We start from the raw sequence: 15,860 nt of genomic DNA, 5'->3' as shown, positions 1-15,860 counted from the left end.
GGCAAGGGCCTCGGCTATTCGTGGCGCAGCGCCTCGATCGGATCGAGCTTCGATGCCCGACGCGCGGGATAGTAGCCGAAGATGATTCCCATCATCGCCGAGAAGGCGAAGCTGAGCAGGTTGACCGACAGGCTGAACACGAACGGCACATCGATCACCTTGGCGAGCGCGAACGAAAGGCCGAAAGCCAGCAGCAGCCCGATGAGGCCGCCGAAGCAGCACAGCACCACGGCCTCGGTCAGGAACTGCATGCGCACCTCGCGCGCGAGGGCGCCGATCGCCAGGCGGATGCCGATCTCGCGCGTGCGCTCGGTAACCGAGACGAGCATGATGTTCATGATCCCGACGCCGCCGACCAGCAGGCTGATGCCGGCGATCGCCGCCACGGCCACGGTCAGCCGCGCGACGACGCTTCCGACAGTCTCGTTGAGCGCAGCGGAATCGATGATGTTGAAGTCGTTCGGCTCGCCCGGCTGCAGGCGATGGCGCTCGCGGATGAGGTCGATCAGCGACTGCTGGATCGCCGCGCCGGAGTACGCCGGGTCGTACGAAATGACCATGTAGCCGATCGTGTCGGTCCCGGTGAAACGGCGCTGGGCGTTCTTGACCGGGATGAACACCGAGTTGTCGTCGTCCTGGTTGTTGCCGCCCTGTGCCCGCGTGGCGAAGACGCCGACCACGGTGCATGAGACGTCGTCGAGCCGCACCTGCTCTCCCAGCGGGCTGACATCGGCGACGAAGATTTCCTGCAGCACTTTCGGGCCGACGATGCAGACGTTGGCGCCGGACTCTTCCTCCGCCGCGGTGAAGCGGCGACCCTGGTCCATCTTGATTCCGCGGGCGTCCATGAAGGCGTTGCTCACACCCTCGACCTTCGAATTCCAGCTCTGGCCGTTGTGGAACGCGTGGATGTTCTTGTTGACCTCGCCGGCGACCGACTTGACCCCGGCGAGCTGCTCGCGAACCGCAATCACGTCGTCCTGCTTGAACGGGCGCGGCTGGCGGTTGTTGTCGGTCTGCTGCGGGAAGGCGATCAGCACATCGGAGCCGAGCGAGGCGATCTGCTTCTGGATCGATGCGGTCAGGCCGTTGCCGAGAGTGACCATGGTGACCACCGCGGCCACGCCGATGATGATGCCGATCGTCGTCAGGCTCGAGCGCAGCAGGTGCCGGCGGATCTGCCGCATCGCCAGGAGGAGGGTGGCGCCGAACATCAGGCGTGTGCCGCCGCGCCGGCGTCCTGCCCGCTGTCGATGCGTTCGACGAGGCCGTCGCGAAAACGGACGATGGTGCGCGCGTAGGCCGCCATCTCCGCCTCGTGGGTGACCAGGATGATGGTGATGCCGCTGCGGTTGAGATCGGCGAGCAGTTCCATGATCTCGATCGACCGTTCGGTGTCGAGGTTGCCGGTCGGCTCGTCGGCCAGCAGCACTTGGGGATCGGTCACCAGCGCGCGGGCGATGGCGACGCGCTGCTGCTGGCCGCCGGACAATTCGGCCGGTGTGTGGCTGGCCCACGGGCCGAGGCCGACGAGGTCGAGCGACTTCATCGCCGCTTCGCGCCGCGCGGCCTTCTTCTCGCCGCGATAGAGCAGCGGCAACTCGACGTTCTCGAGCGCGCTGGTGCGCGAGAGCAGGTTGAAGCCCTGGAACACGAACCCCAGGTACTTGCGCCGAAGCAGCGAGCGCTGGTCCTTGCTCAGCGACTGCACCTCGAACCCGTCGAACGCGTAAGTGCCCGAAGTCGGCGTATCGAGGCAGCCGAGGATGTTCATCATCGTCGACTTGCCCGAACCCGACGCGCCCATGATCGCCACGAAGTCGCCGCGCGCGATCGACAGGCTGACACCTTTCAGCGCCTGGAATGCCGCCGAGCCGTGACCGTAGGTCTTGGTAATACCGTGCAGCTCGATCAGCGGTCGGGAGGTCGCCTCGGCCATCACTTCTTGGTCTTCGCCTTGATCCCGGTGACGACCTTCATGCCCGCCTTGAGCTTCGACGAAGTGACCAGCGTCAACCGGCCATTGCTCGGCCCGACAACGACGTCGTACTTCTGCAGCGTGCCGTCGTCCTTGAGCACGTAGACATGCTGCCGGCTGCCGACACCGATGGTCGCCTTCTGCTCCTCCCGGGCAAGACCGACCTGGACATCCAGCCCGCCGCCGCCTTGCGCCTTGGTGGCGTCCTCCGGATTGAAGCGCAGCGCACCATTGGGGACCATCAGGCCTTTAGGGGTCCTTTCCGTGGCGATGGTGGCGGTCGCGGTCATTCCCGGGCGCAGCAGCCCGCTCGGGTTGCCGACCGCAAGCCGCGCTTCGTAGTTGACGACCGAATTGGCCTGATTCCCCGTCGACGCGCCCGAAGTCCCGGAAGCGGCGGTGGTGGCGGTGTTGGTAGAAGCGAGGTCGATGCGTTCCACCGTCGCCGGGAAGGCCCGCCCCGGATAAGCGTCGACGGTAAAGGTCGCCTTCTGCCCCGGATGCACCTGGCCGACGTCGGCCTCGTCGACGTTGACGCGCAGCTGCATCGCCGAGAGGTCCTCGGCGAGCACGAACAACGTGGGCGTATTAAATGACGCCGCCACCGTCTGGCCCGGCTCGACCTGCCGCGCGAGCACGACGCCCGAGACGGGAGAGCGGATTTCCGCCCGATCGCGGTTGGTCATCGACGAGGACAAAGCCGCCTGCGCCGAAGCCACGTTGGCCTGCGCCGATGCAGCCGACGCCCGGTCGCGCTTGACGTTGGCCTGGGCGCTCTCGAGCTCTGTCTTCGACGGCACCTTGCCGCCGGACAGGCGGTAGACTTCCTGCAGCCGGGCCAGCTGTGCGCTGTCGACGTCGAAGGTGGCCCCCGCCTGCGCGACTGACGCGCGCGCCGAGTTGAGGTTGGCCTGGGCCTGCTTGATCTGGTCCTGGATCACGTCGGTATTGATCTGCGCGAGCACCTGGCCGCGGGCGATCCGATCGTTGACGTCGACCAGCACCCGGTCGATCCGCCCCGACACTTCCGAGCCGACCTGGACCTGGTTCGTCGGGCGCAGGTTGCCGGTGGCGGTGACGGTAATGTCGAGCGAGCGCTGGGCCACCGGTTCGGCGATGTAATCGGTCTTGTTGTCGTCGCGCGTCGCCAGCACGTAGATCAGCACCAGCAGCACGATCGCGCCCGGAACCCAGAACTTGGCCCAGCGGCGCCAGCGCGGCCTTGTCGTGGTGCCGAGAAATTCGTCGATGGTCCCCGTCTCGGGGGTGGCGATATCGTTCATGGCTCGAGCCTATCGTTCGAGGGAATGGGGAGCGCCGCGGGCGACCATCCACCGCCGAGCGCCTGGGTCAGGCGCACGAAGGCGCTGGTGCGGTCGGCTTCGGCCGAGACCACGGCATTGCGCGCCGCGAGCAGCTGGTTCTCCGAGGTGAGCAGGTCGCGGAAGTCGGTCAGGCCGGCCTGGTACTGGCTGCGCGCGAGGAGCGCGGCGTTGTTCGAGGCATCGAGCGCCTCGCCCTGGATGGCGACCCGCTCGCGCGCCGACTTGAGATCGACTCCGGCGGTTTCGACTTCTTCGAGCGCGGTGAGGATTTGCTGGCGCCACGCTGCGAGCGAGCCCTGCGCGGCCGCTTCGGCGCTGCGCACTTGCGCGCGCGTGCGCCCGCCGTCGAAGAGCAACTGGCTCACCGTTGCGAACACGCCCCCGGTGATGACGTCGAACAGGCTGCCGATGCCGACCGACGAGGTGCCGAGGTTGCCGGTCAGGCGCACCAGCGGCAGCAACTGCGCCCGCGCCACGCCGATCCGGGCGCTGTTGGCGATCAGGCTCTGCTCTGCGCCGCGCACGTCGGGCCGGCGGCGCAGCACTTCGGCGGGGGCGCCGAGGCCTTCGGTCGCCGGCGGTGTCGGCATCAACTCGGAACCCTGGAGCAATCCGAGCACCCGCCCGGGAGGCTCGCCGATGAGAGTCGAGAGCGCGTTGGCGCTGGCCGCAAGGCTGCTCTCGAGTAACGGGATCGACGCCGCGGTCTGCGCGCGCTGGCCGCGCGCCTGCTCGACGTCGAGGCTCGAAACGAGCCCGGCCTGGACGCGCCAGCGGGCGATCTGCAGGTTGTCGTCCTGGTACTTGAGCGTGTCGCGGGCGATTCCCAGCTGCAGCGCGGTGGCGCGGGCCTGGATCGTGGTCAGCGCGACTTGCCCGGCGATCACCCGCTGCAGGTCGGCGAGCGAGTATCCGGCGGCGGCGAGGTCGGCGCGCGAGGCGGCGACGTTGCCGGAGATCTGCCCAAACAGGTCGGCTTCCCAGCTGGCGTCGAGACCGGCGTTGAAGCCGAGCTTCTTCTGCGCGAAATCGCCGACATCCTTGTTGGCCCCGGCGCTGGCGGAGAGCTGCGGGAAAAACCCGGCGCGGGCGGAGGCAAGCTGCGCGCGCGCCTGTTCGAGCCGCGCGGCGCTTTGCGCGAGGTCGAGGTTGTTGCCGAGCGCCTGCTCGACGAGCTGGGTCAGCAGCGGATCGTCGAGCTGGGTCCAGTACGCGGCCACGTCGCTGGCCAGAGGCGCGGTTTCGCTCTCGGCCCACTGTTCGGGCACCGGGATGCCGGCATTCGCCGGCGGGAGATCGGGCCGCACGCATCCGGCGGCGGCGAACACCAGCGGAAGCGCCAGCAGTCGCGCCTTGGCCATACGGCGGCGATCGAGTGTTTTCACGGCCCTCCCCATCAGCGCGACGCCTCGCGGCCATTTAGCCGATCAGCTAATTCGCGACCAAGGTTTCTTTTGTATCAAATGTTCGCACCCGGCCCCGACCGCTGTGTATTGGGGATTTAATACACCGATGCACGATTGCAATGAGGTTTGCCGCTTAATCTCGGCGGTTGGTCGAAGGTCAGCGTTGCGGTGCGTAGGCGGGGAGTGCCTGTACCGCCGGCCGCGCGGCCATGCGGTCGAGCCAGCCGGCAATCGCCGGAGTGGCTTGCGGATTGCACCGTTCGGGCAGGACCCGCGGCAGCGCCGGGGCCATCGAGTACCACTTGATGTCGGCCAACGAATACTCGTCGCCGAGCAGCCACGGGCCGCCGTCGGTGAGCATGTCTTCGAGCCTAGCGATGCAGTTGCCGAGCCGGCGGCGCGCGTCGGCCAGTTCCTGATCGGAATAGCCGCTCTCCGACACCGTCGCCCACTTCCGACGCACTTCTTCGTTGGGCATCATCGCCAGCCGCGCGGCCATTTCGGCCTTGTCGATCTTCGAGGCGAAGGGCGTGGCGCCGTGCGCGCCGATCACGGTCAGCGCCGGGCAGAAGTATTCGTCGACGTACTTGGTCAGCACCCGCATCTCGGCACGCAGCCAGGGATCGGCGGGGCGCAACGGCGGCTCGGGAAAGACGTCCTCGAGATATTCGTTGATCGCCGTCGACTCGCGCACCACGCGGCCGTCGTGGAGCAGCACCGGGACCATTCCTTCGGGATTGATCGCGCGGAAGGCCGGATCGTGATGCTCCCATTTGCGGCTGTCGAGCACGCGGTTCTCGAATTGCAGTCCCTTCTCGAGCAGGCACAGCAGCGGGGTCAGCGAGTTGGCGACGGGCCCGAAGTGATAGAGCGCCAGCGTCATCCGCCGAGCCGCTGCTCCTCGTCGAGCATTCCCTGGGCGCGCTCCATCATCGCGGTGAGCACCTGCCAGACCACCGCGACATCCTCCGGCGGGATGCCGGTCGTCAAGGCCCGGTCGCGCTCGTGCACCCATTCGACCATCCGGCGGTAGATCGCCCGCCCCTCATCGCTCAGGTCGATCTCGATCTCGGGACCTCCGGGCTTGCGTTCGCGAGTGAGCAGATCGCGCTCGACCATCGACTTGACCGCCCGGCTCAGCTGCCCGCGGTCCTGCAGCATCGCGTCGGCGAGGCCGTTCAGGGACAATGGCGCCGCCTCGCCCAGCTGGGTCATGATCCGCCACTCGGTTTCCGACAGGCCGAACTGGCGCCTTTGGGCAAGGATGCCGCTCTTCCGCAGCATCACGAACAGTCGGATCATCCGCATCGAGACGAGGCCGTACAGGGTTCCCGCCTCGCTCTTCGTCGCCATTTTCGCTTCGCTCATCCGCCCGTCCCCATTCCCCATCCTCTGTAGTGCAGTATTGTTGGTGTCAAAAAGCTTTTTGGTTCAAGTGTGCCGCGGGAGACACGATGCGCGACTTTGCGGGCAAGACGGCGTTCATCACCGGCGGGGCCAGCGGGATCGGCCTCGGCATGGCGCGGGCTTTCCTTTTGCGCGGGATGAAGGTGGTCATCGGCGACCTTCTGCAGGCCCATCTCGACGAAGCGCGCCGGGCGCTGGGCGCGAGCAACCGTCTCCACTGCATTCGCCTCGACGTCTCCGACCGCGCGGCGATGAACGCCGCGGCGCGGGAGACGGCCGAGGTGTTCGGCCACGTCCACGTCCTGTGCAACAACGTCGGCGTCAGCCAGCGCAATCCGATCGACGAAGCGAGCTACGCCGACTGGGACTATGTGCTGAACGTCAACCTCGGCGGCACCATCGCCGGCCTGGTGGAGTTCCTGCCCGGCATGAAGGCGCACGGCGAGGGCGGCCACGTGGTCAACACCAGCTCGATGGCCGGAATGATCCCGGTGCCCTCGTTCGCGGGGATCTACGCCACCAGCAAGTTCGCGGTGCGCGGCATGAGCGACGCGCTGCGCCTCGCGCTGGCGCCTTACGGCATCGGCGTCTCGGTGCTCTGCCCCGGGCTGGTGCGGACGCGGGCGATGACCGCGGGCGATCTCTACCGCGCCGAGCATGAGCACTCCGATCCTGAAGTCGAGCTTCGCGATGCGGTCGACGGCGGGATGGACCCGGCGGCTGTCGGCGAGCTGGTCGCCCAGGCGGTCGAGCACAACCGGCCGTACATCTTCCCGCACGGCGAGTTCGTGCCGGAAGTCAGGGCGTACTTCGAGGAGATGCTCGCCGCCTTCCCGACCGAGTTCGAGATGGACGAGCGCCGCCGCACCGGCGAGGAGCGGCGCGCGAAGATGACCGCCGAGGCGAAGGCGCTGGCGGACTCGTTGGGCAAGGAGCAGCCATGAAGGACGTCGCCGACAAGACCGCCTTCGTTACCGGCGGCGCCAGCGGGATCGGCCTCGGCATGGCCAAGGTCTTCGCGTGGGCAGGCATGAACGTCGTCGCCGCCGACATCCGCGAGGATCATATCGCTGCGGCGCATGACATGATCGCCGACGAGGGACTGTCCGACCGCGTGCGCTTCCTCCAGCTCGATGTCACGGACCGCGCGGCGTTCCGCGAGGCGGCCGACGAGGCCGAGGCGATGTTCGGCAAGGTCCACGTGCTGTGCAACAACGCCGGGATCGGCATCCTGCGCAAGATCAGCCGCGCCACCGAGGACGACTGGGACTGGGCGATCGACGTCAACCTCAACTCGATGTTCAACGGCGTGAAGGCCGTGCTGCCGAAGATCCGCGCCCACGGCGAAGGCGGCCACGTAGTCAACACCGCGAGCATGGCCGGCATTCTGCAGTACAGCCAGGCCGGCATCTACGTGACCACCAAGTTTGCCGTCGTCGGCTTTTCGGAGGCGCTGCGCGCCGAGCTGGCGGAAGAGAACATCGGCGTCTCGGCGTTCTGCCCCGGCGGCGTGCGCACCAACATCCGCGACAGCGAGGCGACCCGGCCGGCGCGCTTCGCCGACAAGTCCGAGGGGCCGCCCGGAGGCCCGCCGCCCGGCTTCAGCTTCAGCGAGGAGGACCGCGCGAGGCTCGCCACTCTCACCGCCAGTCCCGAGGAAGCGGCCGAGCTGGTCCTCCAGGGCATCCGCGAGAATGCGCTGTACATCTTCACCGCGCCCGAGTTCCGCGCCGGGGTCGAGGAGCGCTTCGAGGCGATCCGCCGCGCAATGGGCGACGACAAGGCGCGCGAGGCGCTCGCGCTCGAGCTGATACCGGGGCTGGTCGGGAGCCCGATCTATCGCGAGGCACCCTAAGCGGAGCGGCGGCGAAGTTTACACCTGTGCCACACCCCTGACAGGGTGCGAGCCGCCGTCACGACGCCCGCGAAGTTTACACTGGCCGGACAACGCTGACAGGGTGCTGGGCCGCCGCAGCGGCACCGTGAAGTTTACACTCACCGGACAAGGCTGACATGGTCCTGAGCAAAGGTTCGGGCAGCATCGCCAGCCAAGCGTCCTCGGCGGTCTTGCGCGCCGATCGCAAAGCCTCATCCCACGCCCGGGCAAACGCCGGATCGCGCCGGCGCAAGTTGTAAGCCGCCACTCGGGAGAGGCCGACGCGCTTGCATGCGCTGCTTGCGGTGACGCCGGTCGCGAGGAAATCGAGGAACGTCCCCCGCCGCTCGAGGGTCCAGCCGTCGCGACGACACTTCGAAGCCGGCAGCCGATGTTCCGGGTTCATGATCCGCATCTCCTGTGAGAACAAAACGCGAATCAAGCTCTTTATGCATCAAAGGCCTTGTAGGACAATGGTTTCTTCACGCGGTCGGGGCCGCGCGGACCTTCGCCCGCACGGCCCCTGATGCGTTGGGTCAGCGGCGGCCTAGCGCAACAGCGCGCTGATCGCCTGTTGCACCAGCATGGTCCGCGGATCGACCTGATAGAGGTACCCGTCCCGGTAATAGTAACGGTCGGACTGGTCGAAGCTGTACTGGTTGCGGAGATAGTCGGGAATCTGGTTGTAGCTCCACAGGCTGCCGAAATTGCGGTTATAGCGCTGGCCGACGTTGTAGAGCTTCTTCGCCTGGCCCGGAGGCATGCAGCCGTTGCCCTTCTTTGCCAGCCCCGGAGGACAGCTGCCGCGACGGTCGAGCGCATAGAGCCGGCCGTTGCCGGCGCGGACCAAGCCGACGCCGGCCCGGCCGTGCACGGTGCGCGCGTGGCCCGAGTTGCCATGCGCCATCGACGGAGCCGAGTGGCCGTGCGCCATGGCCGAATGGCCGTTGCCGTTGCCGTGGCCTTGACCGTGGCCATTGCCGGGCTTGGCGGCAGCCGGAGCCACCGTGACGAGCATCGCCGCGCCGGCGAGCAAGATGAGCTTCTTCATGTTCAAATCCTTTCACACCGCCGGTCAAAGTGTCCGTGCCGATAAGGCAGGCCTGGAATTACCCGCGGAGATAGTCTGTTCGTGTGTTCGACAATGAACGCGGGAGAAGCGGGTTCCAACGTTCATCGGCCCGCAAGTATTTAGTTGTTGCGAGGTCGAGACAGCGCGGCCGGAACGACCGCAAATCTTCTTTTTTCCCGCGACCCGCTGCTTGGGAACACCTCCGGCCAAGGCCGTTTGTGTTATGCCGCGGCGCCTTCAGCGCTCGATTGAGGCTCAAGCCAAGGCCGATTAGCCGATCAGCATCCGTTTCCCGATTGCCGCCCCGGTTGGCGACTGGCGCCCATCGTCGACGCGCGCGTGCTCGCTGGGCCGCAGCGGCTCCGTGGGCGCAATCGCCGACAATTGTTCCACCATCCGGCGGACGCGGAGCTGCTCCATCTTCCGGGCGCTGGCGGCCAGGTGATCCCAGGTGAGAGCGGATGTCAGGTGCTTCCGGCGCACGTTTTCGAGCGTCTCGGCGGCTGCAGCGGACCTGGCCTGGACGGCAAATGCTTCGTACTGGGCGAGGACTGCCGCGCGGCCTGCCGCGGAGTTGGTCGGCATCATGCGCCGGCCCCGGTCAGCGAAGTGCTTTCGGCCTGTCCCTGGAGGCCGCGACCATCGGCGATCAACTGCCGGCCCTTGGCCAGCGAAGTCTCTTCTTTCGCCTGATCTGCGACGGCTTCGTCGGCCTTGGCCTGGAGCGACTTGATGTCGCGCGCCAAGTCCACGAGCCGGCGGTTCGAGCGCTTCATCAGCTTCTCGCCTTCGGCGACCATTCGCTGGCCCTTCTTCCACCGATGGGAAAGGGCGGCCGTGTCTTCGGCGCGATCGCTCGCCAGCCGTGCATCGTCCGCCAGCAGAGCCCCCGCCGCCGGCGCGCCCTGAGCCACGGCCGAAGTCGGAGCGATGCTCACGAGCAATCCCGCCCCGATAATATTTATAATTGCACGCATGGTGAGTACCTTTTTCAGCTTACGTGAAGATGGGTTCTCACTTCAATTTTACAATCATCGTACGTTGATTTATCGCCGGCACCCGTTTTTAGAGATAATAAAGCCACAATATTTCCGGCTTCACCATTTTACTTCACGACACCGGGCCGCGACCTCTCTACCTGAGACGTGGTGCAAATCCGGGAGCCCAACAGGCTTCACCTTGCCGCCTCCGGCGAGGCCCCGGCCGCGTAGGTACGGCAGGCCGGCTCAGAAAACGTGGAGGTACTTGAGCAGACCCAGGACCAACACCAGCAGGGCGATCGCGGCGATCGAGTTCGCCACGTTGAAGCTGGTCCTGGCTTCGACGATGTTTTCGTCCTTGTTCAGCTCGGTCATATCGATCTCCAGAATTTCGAAACGGCGCACGCGGCCGCCTCGTTGCTCGAGCTGTCTGGGACCAAATCATTAAGGGCGTGGCCGACCGGCCTGATTTAACTCTGAAGGGCGACCGAGAACGGCAAGCCAATGTCTGCTTTCCGCCAGGGCCCGGCGGCCGTGAAGGGTGAAATGGAGCCGGTCAGCGCCCCGCCTTGCGCTTCTTGCGGGCGGCGTATTTCGAATCCCTCGCCGCCTTGCGTTCGGCCTCGGTAAGTTCGGTCGGCGAAGCGTCGAGGGCCGCGGCCTTGGCTGTCTGCGCCTCTTCGTCGGCCTTCAGCTTCGCCTGCGCCGCGGCGTTGCGCTTCTCGGCCAGCGCCGCCTCCCGCGCTTCGGCGGCAGCGCGGCCCTGGGCGAGTTCGGCCTCGCTTTTCGGTGGCCGCGCCTTGAGCTTGGCAAGGGCGGCCTCCCGGGCCTTCTGCGCGGAAGCGCGGCGTTCGTTGAAATCGAGGTCTTTGAAGCCGGCCATTGTCTTGTCCCTAGAATCTGCCGGCCTCCCGTGGTCGCTTTCGAGGAGAAGGGGAAGACTGTTTTCGGCCCATTGCGGACATCAGCAGCGGCTATACAAAGGGCTGATGGGGGCAGTCAGGCTCATCGCCATAGGGAACATCACACTTTCAATAGTGCTCCTTGTGGAATCGCCCCTCAAGGCGGGCAGCAAGGTGCTAATCCCGGGCACCGTCCATTCCGTGCCCTCTCCCGATGGCTCCGGAGCGCGCATCTTCTACCGAGAGCACACTTCTCCCGATGGGAGCCAGGCAAGCCCCGTCTTCTATGACGATGGACACGCACACATTCAGCAAATCGCCACCTTGCAGCGGCACATGGAGATAAGCTGGTCCCACGACGGCAAGTCAGCGTTTCTGGAAGATAATTGGGGAAGCAACGTTGCCGATTGTTACGTCCTGACGCGTACATCGAGCGGAATCGCAGGGGTGAGCCTTCTGAAACAAATTCAGCGAACGCCAGGTCATCCGGCGGGTGCCGAAGTGCCATTCAGGTCGCACTACTATGTCCACTGTAAAGCCTGGACGTCTGGACGGCAGGTGGTCGGCGAGGTCGAGGGATATACCGACACGCAGCCTTCGCACGCCTTCAACCGCCAATTCTCGTACGACGTTCACAAGCATCGCATCGCTTGGCGACGTTGACCGCCCTTGCAAGCCGTAGAAGGCCGATCGCATTCGGCGAATTTCCACCCGATGTCGACATAGCCTAAGGGCCCGCCCTACCGCCCCCAACCCGGCCGCATATGATACGGCACGCTGGTGCCGACCGCCTCGACTTGCCTGATCAGCCCGCCGTCGATCTTGAATGCTTCGGCCAGCAGGATGCTCGAAGGCTTGCTGAAGAAGCCGGTGTCGACCTTGGTGCCGTCGGGCATGGTCAGCGATTTCTTGCAGCCGCAGTGGTCGAACACGGCGAGCGCGAACACCGCCTGGCGCTCCTCGTCGATCACCGGGTAACGGCGGTCGTGAACCTCGGTGACCACGCCGTAGAGGCCGGTCGAGAACTGCGCCTTGCAGCCCATCCCGCCAATGTCGACCGGGCCCATCCTGACGATCCCGGGGTTGTTGCTGGTCGCGGTGCCGTTCTCGAGCCGGTCGCAATCGGCGGTGAACGGGTAGTAGCCCTTGCCGTCGTTGTTCTCGATCCCGGCGAAGTAGTAGTTCGCCGCCTGCGCCAGCTCCTGGCGCGAGAGGCGCTTGCCGCCGGCCTGCATCCACAGCGGCTTGGGCGTCTTCATCTTCTCGAGGTTGCCATAGCCGGCGTCGTTCCACGCCGGGCCGGCGCCGGTGCGGTAGGTGACCAGCTCGACTTCACTGATCAGGCCGAGCTCGAGCCTGACGCGCACGCCGAGGACGAGGCCGTGGCCGTTCTCGTCCATCGTCGCGAAGGTGCCGAACTGGCCGCTCGCCGGATCGGCGAACACGTGGCGGTAGGCGCCGACCTTGCTCGCCGTCTGCCACAACCCGTTGTCGAAGCCCATTTCCTGGCCGTTCTCGGTGTAGCGGGCGGCCTTGGCCAGCGGGAGGCTCTTGGCGTCGTGCGCGGCCAGCGCGGTGAGCAGCTTGCCGGCAAGGTCCTCCATGCAGGCGCGCTCGCACGGCAGCTTGACCGGCTCGGCCGCCGCGGCGGGCGAGGCGAGCAGCAAGGCGGCGGCGGCGACCAGTCTGGCAAGCATCTATCCTCTCCCCTTCAATTCACTCGGCCGGTGGCGGCATCGTCGGCGTTGAGCCGCTCGACCTCAGCGCGGAACGGCTTGAGCCCGCGCCAGGTGACCCACAGCGCCGGCGGCAGGAACACCACGTGGAGCAGCACGATCGACCAGCGCAAGTCGTTCGGCGAAGTGAACACGTAGTCGGTGGTCAGCCCGGTAATCCACGGCGCCATGCCGACGCCGACCACCGTGTAGATGAACAGGTACAGCGTCATCACCTGGCCGCGGATCTGGTTCGGGGTTATCGCCAGCATCACCGCGTTGAGCATCGGCCCGGCCATCGCCAGGGTGAGGAAGCCCACCGCGTTGAACGCCAGCGCCAGCTCGGGCGTCGGCATCAGCGGCATCAGGATCGCGAACGGCATCGCCAGCAGGCGGGTGTAGACGATGACCCGATAGGCGCCGGCCGCGTCGCCGTGCTTCTGGAACCATTCCGCCCACCTGGCGCCGATGACGAGCCCGGCGAGCATGACGACGATCGAGATCACCCCCGAGGTCATCCCGTACTGCTGGGGCGACCAGCCGTAGGTGCGCTGGAAGAACGCGGCGCCCCATTGCCGGCTGCCGACGTCGAGCGAGCCGAGCGTCAAGCCGATGAACAGCGGGCCGAACACCGCGAAGTGAAGCCAGAGGTAGTTGAACGTCTTCCGGAAACCCGCCTTGTCCAACGCCGCCGTGCGGTTGCGGCGCGGCGGTTCCCTGATCGTCAGCAGCAGCAGCGAGATCAGCAGGCCGGGCAGGCCGACCCCGATCAGCACGACCTGCCACGGGCGCAGCACACCGACGAGCGGCAAGTCGGGCGAGCCGACGCGGGCGACCAGCCAGATGATCACCCCGCCGAGGAGCAGCGAGAGCCCGCTGCCGGCGACCGAGCCGATCTGCAGCGCCGAAACCGCGCGGGGCAGGCGCTCGCGCGGGAACAGGTCGGCGGTGATCGAATAGGCGGTCGGCCCGTTGAACGCCTCCCCGGCGCCGACCGCGACGCGGGCGACGAACAGCTGGGTGAAGCTCTGGGCGAGGCCGGTGGCGGCGGTCGCCAGGCTCCACACGAGGAGCCCGGCCATCATGATCCACTTGCGCGTCCAGCGGTCGATGTAGCGGGAGAACGGCACCGCCACGAGCGCGTAGAACAGCGCCTGCGTCGGCCCGAGCAGCAGGCCGGCCTGCGAGTCCGAAAGATGAAAGTCGGTCTTGATCTGCTGGATCAGCAGCCCGAGGATGTTCTGGTCGAGCAGCGCGAAAGTGGTGATCACCGCGAGGACGCCGACGGTGTACCAGGCCTGGCGCGGCGGCGGGAATGCCTCGGCGTCGATCGGAAACGCGGCGGCGGCGGCGGAATTGCCCGGATCGACGGGCGTCAACGGCGGCAGCTCGCCTTCGGCCATGGTCCCCATCATCGCTCCTCCCCAGGCGCGGTTCTAGCGCAACTTCAAGCCCATATCACCCCCACCGCCCCGGCTCCGGCCCCATCACCGCGAGCGGGAACAGGTCCCCGCGGATCGCCTGCACCGACGGCCGCGCGGCGACCCGCGCCAGCCACTCGTCGACCGCCCTGGGCACCGGCAGGCCGAGCGCGCCGAACTGCGCGGCGTGCGGGTAGACGGCAATGTCGCCGAGGGTGAAACTGTCGCCGCACAGCCACTCGCCGTCGGCGAGGTCGGCGGCGAGGCGCTTACAGGCGGCGAAGATCGCCTGGGTCGAGGCGGTCAGCTGCTCGTGGCCGAAACCGTGCCTGGCGCTCAGCCACAGCTCGCAGCGCGCGGGCAGCAGGTTGGACAGCCCGGCGACTGCCGTCTCGGGCACCTTGCCGTGGAGCGCCGCCCAGCGGGCGATCGCCAGGTGCGGCGCGATATGGGTCTCGACGTACTTGCCCCACTTGCGCGCGCGGTAGCGCTGGCGCGGGTCGGTGCCGGCGAGCGGCGGGTCGGGCCATTTGTCGTCGAGGTATTCGAGGATCAAGGAACTCTCGAACACCTTGCGCCCGTCGTCCTCGAACACCGGTACCATGCCGTGGGGGTTGATCGCCAGGTACGCCGGCGAATGCTGCTCGTAACCGACCAGGTCGAGCTTGTGCAGCTCGGGCTCGAGGCCTTTTTCGCCGAGCACGATGCGCACGGCGGCGGAGTGGGGCGAGCCCGGCGCGTAATGCAGCAGCATCAGGCGGCGGCCGCCGCGCCGGCGACGCCGAGCTTCTCGCGGATCTCCGCCGCGCGCTGGGCGATGAAGCCCTTGCCCATGCGCAGCGCGGCCTGCAGGGCGGGGCGCGCGTGGCACGTCCGCAGCCAGCGCATCAGGTGCGGGGTCGCCGCATCGTTGACCTGCTCTTCGCGCGCCGTCGGCAGCGAATAGAATGTCGCGAACACGCCGATGTCGGCGAGCGAGAAGCTGTCGCCGGCGATCCACTCGCGGCGGCCGAGGATACCGTCGAAGCGGCGGATCGCGTCGCCGACGCGGCGCTCGGATTCGGCGAGGTCGGCCGGCGCAGTGGCCTGGAACATCAGCTTTTCCCAGGTTGCCCGGCGTTCGGGCAGCGGGATGCGCTCGAGCATGGCGCGCAGCTCGTCGGCGTCCTGCCCGATGAAGCGCGGCGCGGCGAGACGGTTGGAGGCGATCATCGCCAGCGCCGGGGCGACGACGTTGTCCATGTAGCGCAGCAGCATGCGCATCCGCCAACGGTGGTAGGGCTCGGCCGGGCGCAGCGACGGCCCGTCGAACGCCTCGTCGATGTACTCCATCGCCGGAGTGCTCTCGGTCATCGTGAAGCCGTCGTGGACGATCGCCGGTATCGTCCCGTCGGGGTTTATCGCCAGGAACTCCGCGCCATGGTGCTCGTGGGCGCCCATGTCGATGTAATGGTAAGTAAACGGTACGGCTTTTTCATGTAAACAAAACAATGGCTTGCCGGAATTGGCATTAGGCTCCCAGGTATAGACGTCGAGCATCCGCCCCCGCTTGTGGTTATTGTCCGATCGCGGCGGGTCTATGCGGGGCTATTGACACCGTCAACAAGGCCCCGGTGCAGTTTTAGTGGAATTCGGTGACGCCGCTTTCATTGACCGGATTGCGGTCGTTTTGGGAGCATTCGAACTCGAGGAGGGCGCCGTAGCGGTCGCGTCGGTAGCGGGCTGTGGTGTGGAAGGGTTCGGCGAGGGCGTCGGGATCTTCCATGGTCATTTCGTCG

The 15,860-nt window shown here is 66.8% G+C and carries 19 protein-coding genes; 3 read left to right on the top strand and 16 right to left on the bottom strand.

All coding sequences use genetic code 11. The features are described 5' to 3' along the window. Positions 1-14 precede the first annotated feature (14 nt). The 6 genes from G7B69_RS13865 to G7B69_RS13840 form a co-directional block, all read right to left on the bottom strand. A complete protein-coding gene (locus G7B69_RS13865; RefSeq protein ID WP_166180302.1) occupies positions 15-1,214 on the bottom strand; it encodes an ABC transporter permease in 1,200 nt (399 codons plus the stop codon). Next, entirely contained in the window at positions 1,214-1,939 is a 726-nt protein-coding gene (locus G7B69_RS13860) for an ABC transporter ATP-binding protein (RefSeq protein ID WP_166180299.1), read from the bottom strand. Before G7B69_RS13860 ends, G7B69_RS13865 begins: the two co-directional genes overlap by 1 nt. Further along, entirely contained in the window at positions 1,939-3,261 is a 1,323-nt protein-coding gene (locus tag G7B69_RS13855; RefSeq protein WP_166180297.1) for an efflux RND transporter periplasmic adaptor subunit, read from the bottom strand. The genes G7B69_RS13860 and G7B69_RS13855 overlap by 1 nt, the downstream gene beginning before the upstream one ends. Then, positions 3,258-4,688, bottom strand: a complete 1,431-nt coding sequence (locus tag G7B69_RS13850) for an efflux transporter outer membrane subunit (RefSeq protein WP_243415184.1) — start codon at positions 4,686-4,688, stop codon at positions 3,258-3,260. Before G7B69_RS13850 ends, G7B69_RS13855 begins: the two co-directional genes overlap by 4 nt. 178 nt (positions 4,689-4,866) lie before the next feature. Next, positions 4,867-5,592, bottom strand: coding sequence for a glutathione S-transferase family protein (locus G7B69_RS13845; RefSeq protein WP_166180295.1), 726 nt, complete (start codon positions 5,590-5,592; stop codon positions 4,867-4,869). Continuing rightward, entirely contained in the window at positions 5,589-6,077 is a 489-nt protein-coding gene (locus tag G7B69_RS13840) for a MarR family winged helix-turn-helix transcriptional regulator (RefSeq protein WP_166180293.1), read from the bottom strand. Before G7B69_RS13840 ends, G7B69_RS13845 begins: the two co-directional genes overlap by 4 nt. A gap of 86 nt (positions 6,078-6,163) precedes the next feature. Between G7B69_RS13840 and G7B69_RS13835 the strand changes: the two genes are divergently transcribed. Together G7B69_RS13835 and G7B69_RS13830 are read left to right on the top strand one after the other, a co-directional pair. Next, a complete protein-coding gene (locus G7B69_RS13835) occupies positions 6,164-7,060 on the top strand; it encodes an SDR family oxidoreductase (protein ID WP_166180291.1) in 897 nt (298 codons plus the stop codon). After that, entirely contained in the window at positions 7,057-7,971 is a 915-nt protein-coding gene (locus G7B69_RS13830; RefSeq protein WP_166180289.1) for an SDR family NAD(P)-dependent oxidoreductase, read from the top strand. Before G7B69_RS13835 ends, G7B69_RS13830 begins: the two co-directional genes overlap by 4 nt. 76 nt (positions 7,972-8,047) lie before the next feature. On the opposite strand, the gene G7B69_RS13825 is transcribed toward G7B69_RS13830, so the two are convergent. The 6 genes from G7B69_RS13825 to G7B69_RS13800 form a co-directional block, all read right to left on the bottom strand. After that, positions 8,048-8,398: a hypothetical protein gene (locus tag G7B69_RS13825; RefSeq protein ID WP_166180287.1), complete on the bottom strand. Its 351-nt coding sequence runs from the start codon at positions 8,396-8,398 to the stop codon at positions 8,048-8,050. 141 nt (positions 8,399-8,539) lie between these two features. After that, positions 8,540-9,043, bottom strand: a complete 504-nt coding sequence (locus G7B69_RS13820) for a hypothetical protein (protein ID WP_166180265.1) — start codon at positions 9,041-9,043, stop codon at positions 8,540-8,542. A 291-nt stretch (positions 9,044-9,334) separates the two neighbouring features. Beyond that, complete coding sequence (locus G7B69_RS13815) at positions 9,335-9,652, bottom strand: hypothetical protein (protein ID WP_166180285.1); 318 nt, start codon at positions 9,650-9,652, stop codon at positions 9,335-9,337. After that, positions 9,649-10,002: a hypothetical protein gene (locus G7B69_RS13810; RefSeq protein WP_166180283.1), complete on the bottom strand. Its 354-nt coding sequence runs from the start codon at positions 10,000-10,002 to the stop codon at positions 9,649-9,651. The genes G7B69_RS13815 and G7B69_RS13810 overlap by 4 nt, the downstream gene beginning before the upstream one ends. A gap of 288 nt (positions 10,003-10,290) precedes the next feature. After that, positions 10,291-10,449, bottom strand: coding sequence for a hypothetical protein (locus tag G7B69_RS13805; RefSeq protein ID WP_166180281.1), 159 nt, complete (start codon positions 10,447-10,449; stop codon positions 10,291-10,293). A 151-nt stretch (positions 10,450-10,600) separates the two neighbouring features. After that, complete coding sequence (locus G7B69_RS13800) at positions 10,601-10,927, bottom strand: DUF6481 family protein (RefSeq protein ID WP_166180279.1); 327 nt, start codon at positions 10,925-10,927, stop codon at positions 10,601-10,603. A 163-nt stretch (positions 10,928-11,090) separates the two neighbouring features. Between G7B69_RS13800 and G7B69_RS13795 the strand changes: the two genes are divergently transcribed. Then, complete coding sequence (locus G7B69_RS13795; RefSeq protein WP_166180277.1) at positions 11,091-11,609, top strand: hypothetical protein; 519 nt, start codon at positions 11,091-11,093, stop codon at positions 11,607-11,609. 77 nt (positions 11,610-11,686) lie between these two features. Here the strand turns inward: G7B69_RS13795 and G7B69_RS13790 are convergent, their stop codons facing one another. From G7B69_RS13790 to G7B69_RS13775, 4 genes are read right to left on the bottom strand one after another with little or no spacing between them, the layout of a single operon-like run. Continuing rightward, on the bottom strand, positions 11,687-12,643 hold the full coding sequence (locus tag G7B69_RS13790; protein WP_166180275.1) for a DUF8021 domain-containing protein: 957 nt from the start codon (positions 12,641-12,643) through the stop codon (positions 11,687-11,689). A gap of 14 nt (positions 12,644-12,657) precedes the next feature. Next, positions 12,658-14,076, bottom strand: a complete 1,419-nt coding sequence (locus tag G7B69_RS13785) for an MFS transporter (RefSeq protein WP_166180273.1) — start codon at positions 14,074-14,076, stop codon at positions 12,658-12,660. Between the two features lie 43 nt (positions 14,077-14,119). Next, entirely contained in the window at positions 14,120-14,836 is a 717-nt protein-coding gene (locus G7B69_RS13780) for a glutathione S-transferase family protein (protein ID WP_166180271.1), read from the bottom strand. After that, positions 14,836-15,621, bottom strand: a complete 786-nt coding sequence (locus tag G7B69_RS13775) for a glutathione S-transferase family protein (protein ID WP_166180269.1) — start codon at positions 15,619-15,621, stop codon at positions 14,836-14,838. Before G7B69_RS13775 ends, G7B69_RS13780 begins: the two co-directional genes overlap by 1 nt. Between the last annotated feature and the right edge of the window lie 239 nt (positions 15,622-15,860).

This window comes from Croceibacterium segetis (assembly GCF_011320115.1).
GTDB lineage: Bacteria > Pseudomonadota > Alphaproteobacteria > Sphingomonadales > Sphingomonadaceae > Croceibacterium_B > Croceibacterium_B segetis.
Note: the sequence above shows the minus strand (reverse complement) of the source record. Positions and strands in the feature narration are given on the sequence as shown.

Coding starts and splice junctions, on each gene's coding strand:
- G7B69_RS13865 (WP_166180302.1), bottom strand. CDS start 1,214: ATGTTCGGCGCCACCCTCCTCCTGGCGATGCGGCAGATCCGCCGGCAC.
- G7B69_RS13860 (WP_166180299.1), bottom strand. CDS start 1,939: ATGGCCGAGGCGACCTCCCGACCGCTGATCGAGCTGCACGGTATTACC.
- G7B69_RS13855 (WP_166180297.1), bottom strand. CDS start 3,261: ATGAACGATATCGCCACCCCCGAGACGGGGACCATCGACGAATTTCTC.
- G7B69_RS13845 (WP_166180295.1), bottom strand. CDS start 5,592: ATGACGCTGGCGCTCTATCACTTCGGGCCCGTCGCCAACTCGCTGACC.
- G7B69_RS13840 (WP_166180293.1), bottom strand. CDS start 6,077: ATGAGCGAAGCGAAAATGGCGACGAAGAGCGAGGCGGGAACCCTGTAC.
- G7B69_RS13835 (WP_166180291.1), top strand. CDS start 6,164: ATGCGCGACTTTGCGGGCAAGACGGCGTTCATCACCGGCGGGGCCAGC.
- G7B69_RS13830 (WP_166180289.1), top strand. CDS start 7,057: ATGAAGGACGTCGCCGACAAGACCGCCTTCGTTACCGGCGGCGCCAGC.
- G7B69_RS13825 (WP_166180287.1), bottom strand. CDS start 8,398: ATGAACCCGGAACATCGGCTGCCGGCTTCGAAGTGTCGTCGCGACGGC.
- G7B69_RS13820 (WP_166180265.1), bottom strand. CDS start 9,043: ATGAAGAAGCTCATCTTGCTCGCCGGCGCGGCGATGCTCGTCACGGTG.
- G7B69_RS13815 (WP_166180285.1), bottom strand. CDS start 9,652: ATGATGCCGACCAACTCCGCGGCAGGCCGCGCGGCAGTCCTCGCCCAG.
- G7B69_RS13800 (WP_166180279.1), bottom strand. CDS start 10,927: ATGGCCGGCTTCAAAGACCTCGATTTCAACGAACGCCGCGCTTCCGCG.
- G7B69_RS13790 (WP_166180275.1), bottom strand. CDS start 12,643: ATGCTTGCCAGACTGGTCGCCGCCGCCGCCTTGCTGCTCGCCTCGCCC.
- G7B69_RS13785 (WP_166180273.1), bottom strand. CDS start 14,076: ATGATGGGGACCATGGCCGAAGGCGAGCTGCCGCCGTTGACGCCCGTC.
- G7B69_RS13780 (WP_166180271.1), bottom strand. CDS start 14,836: ATGCTGCTGCATTACGCGCCGGGCTCGCCCCACTCCGCCGCCGTGCGC.
- G7B69_RS13775 (WP_166180269.1), bottom strand. CDS start 15,621: ATGCTCGACGTCTATACCTGGGAGCCTAATGCCAATTCCGGCAAGCCA.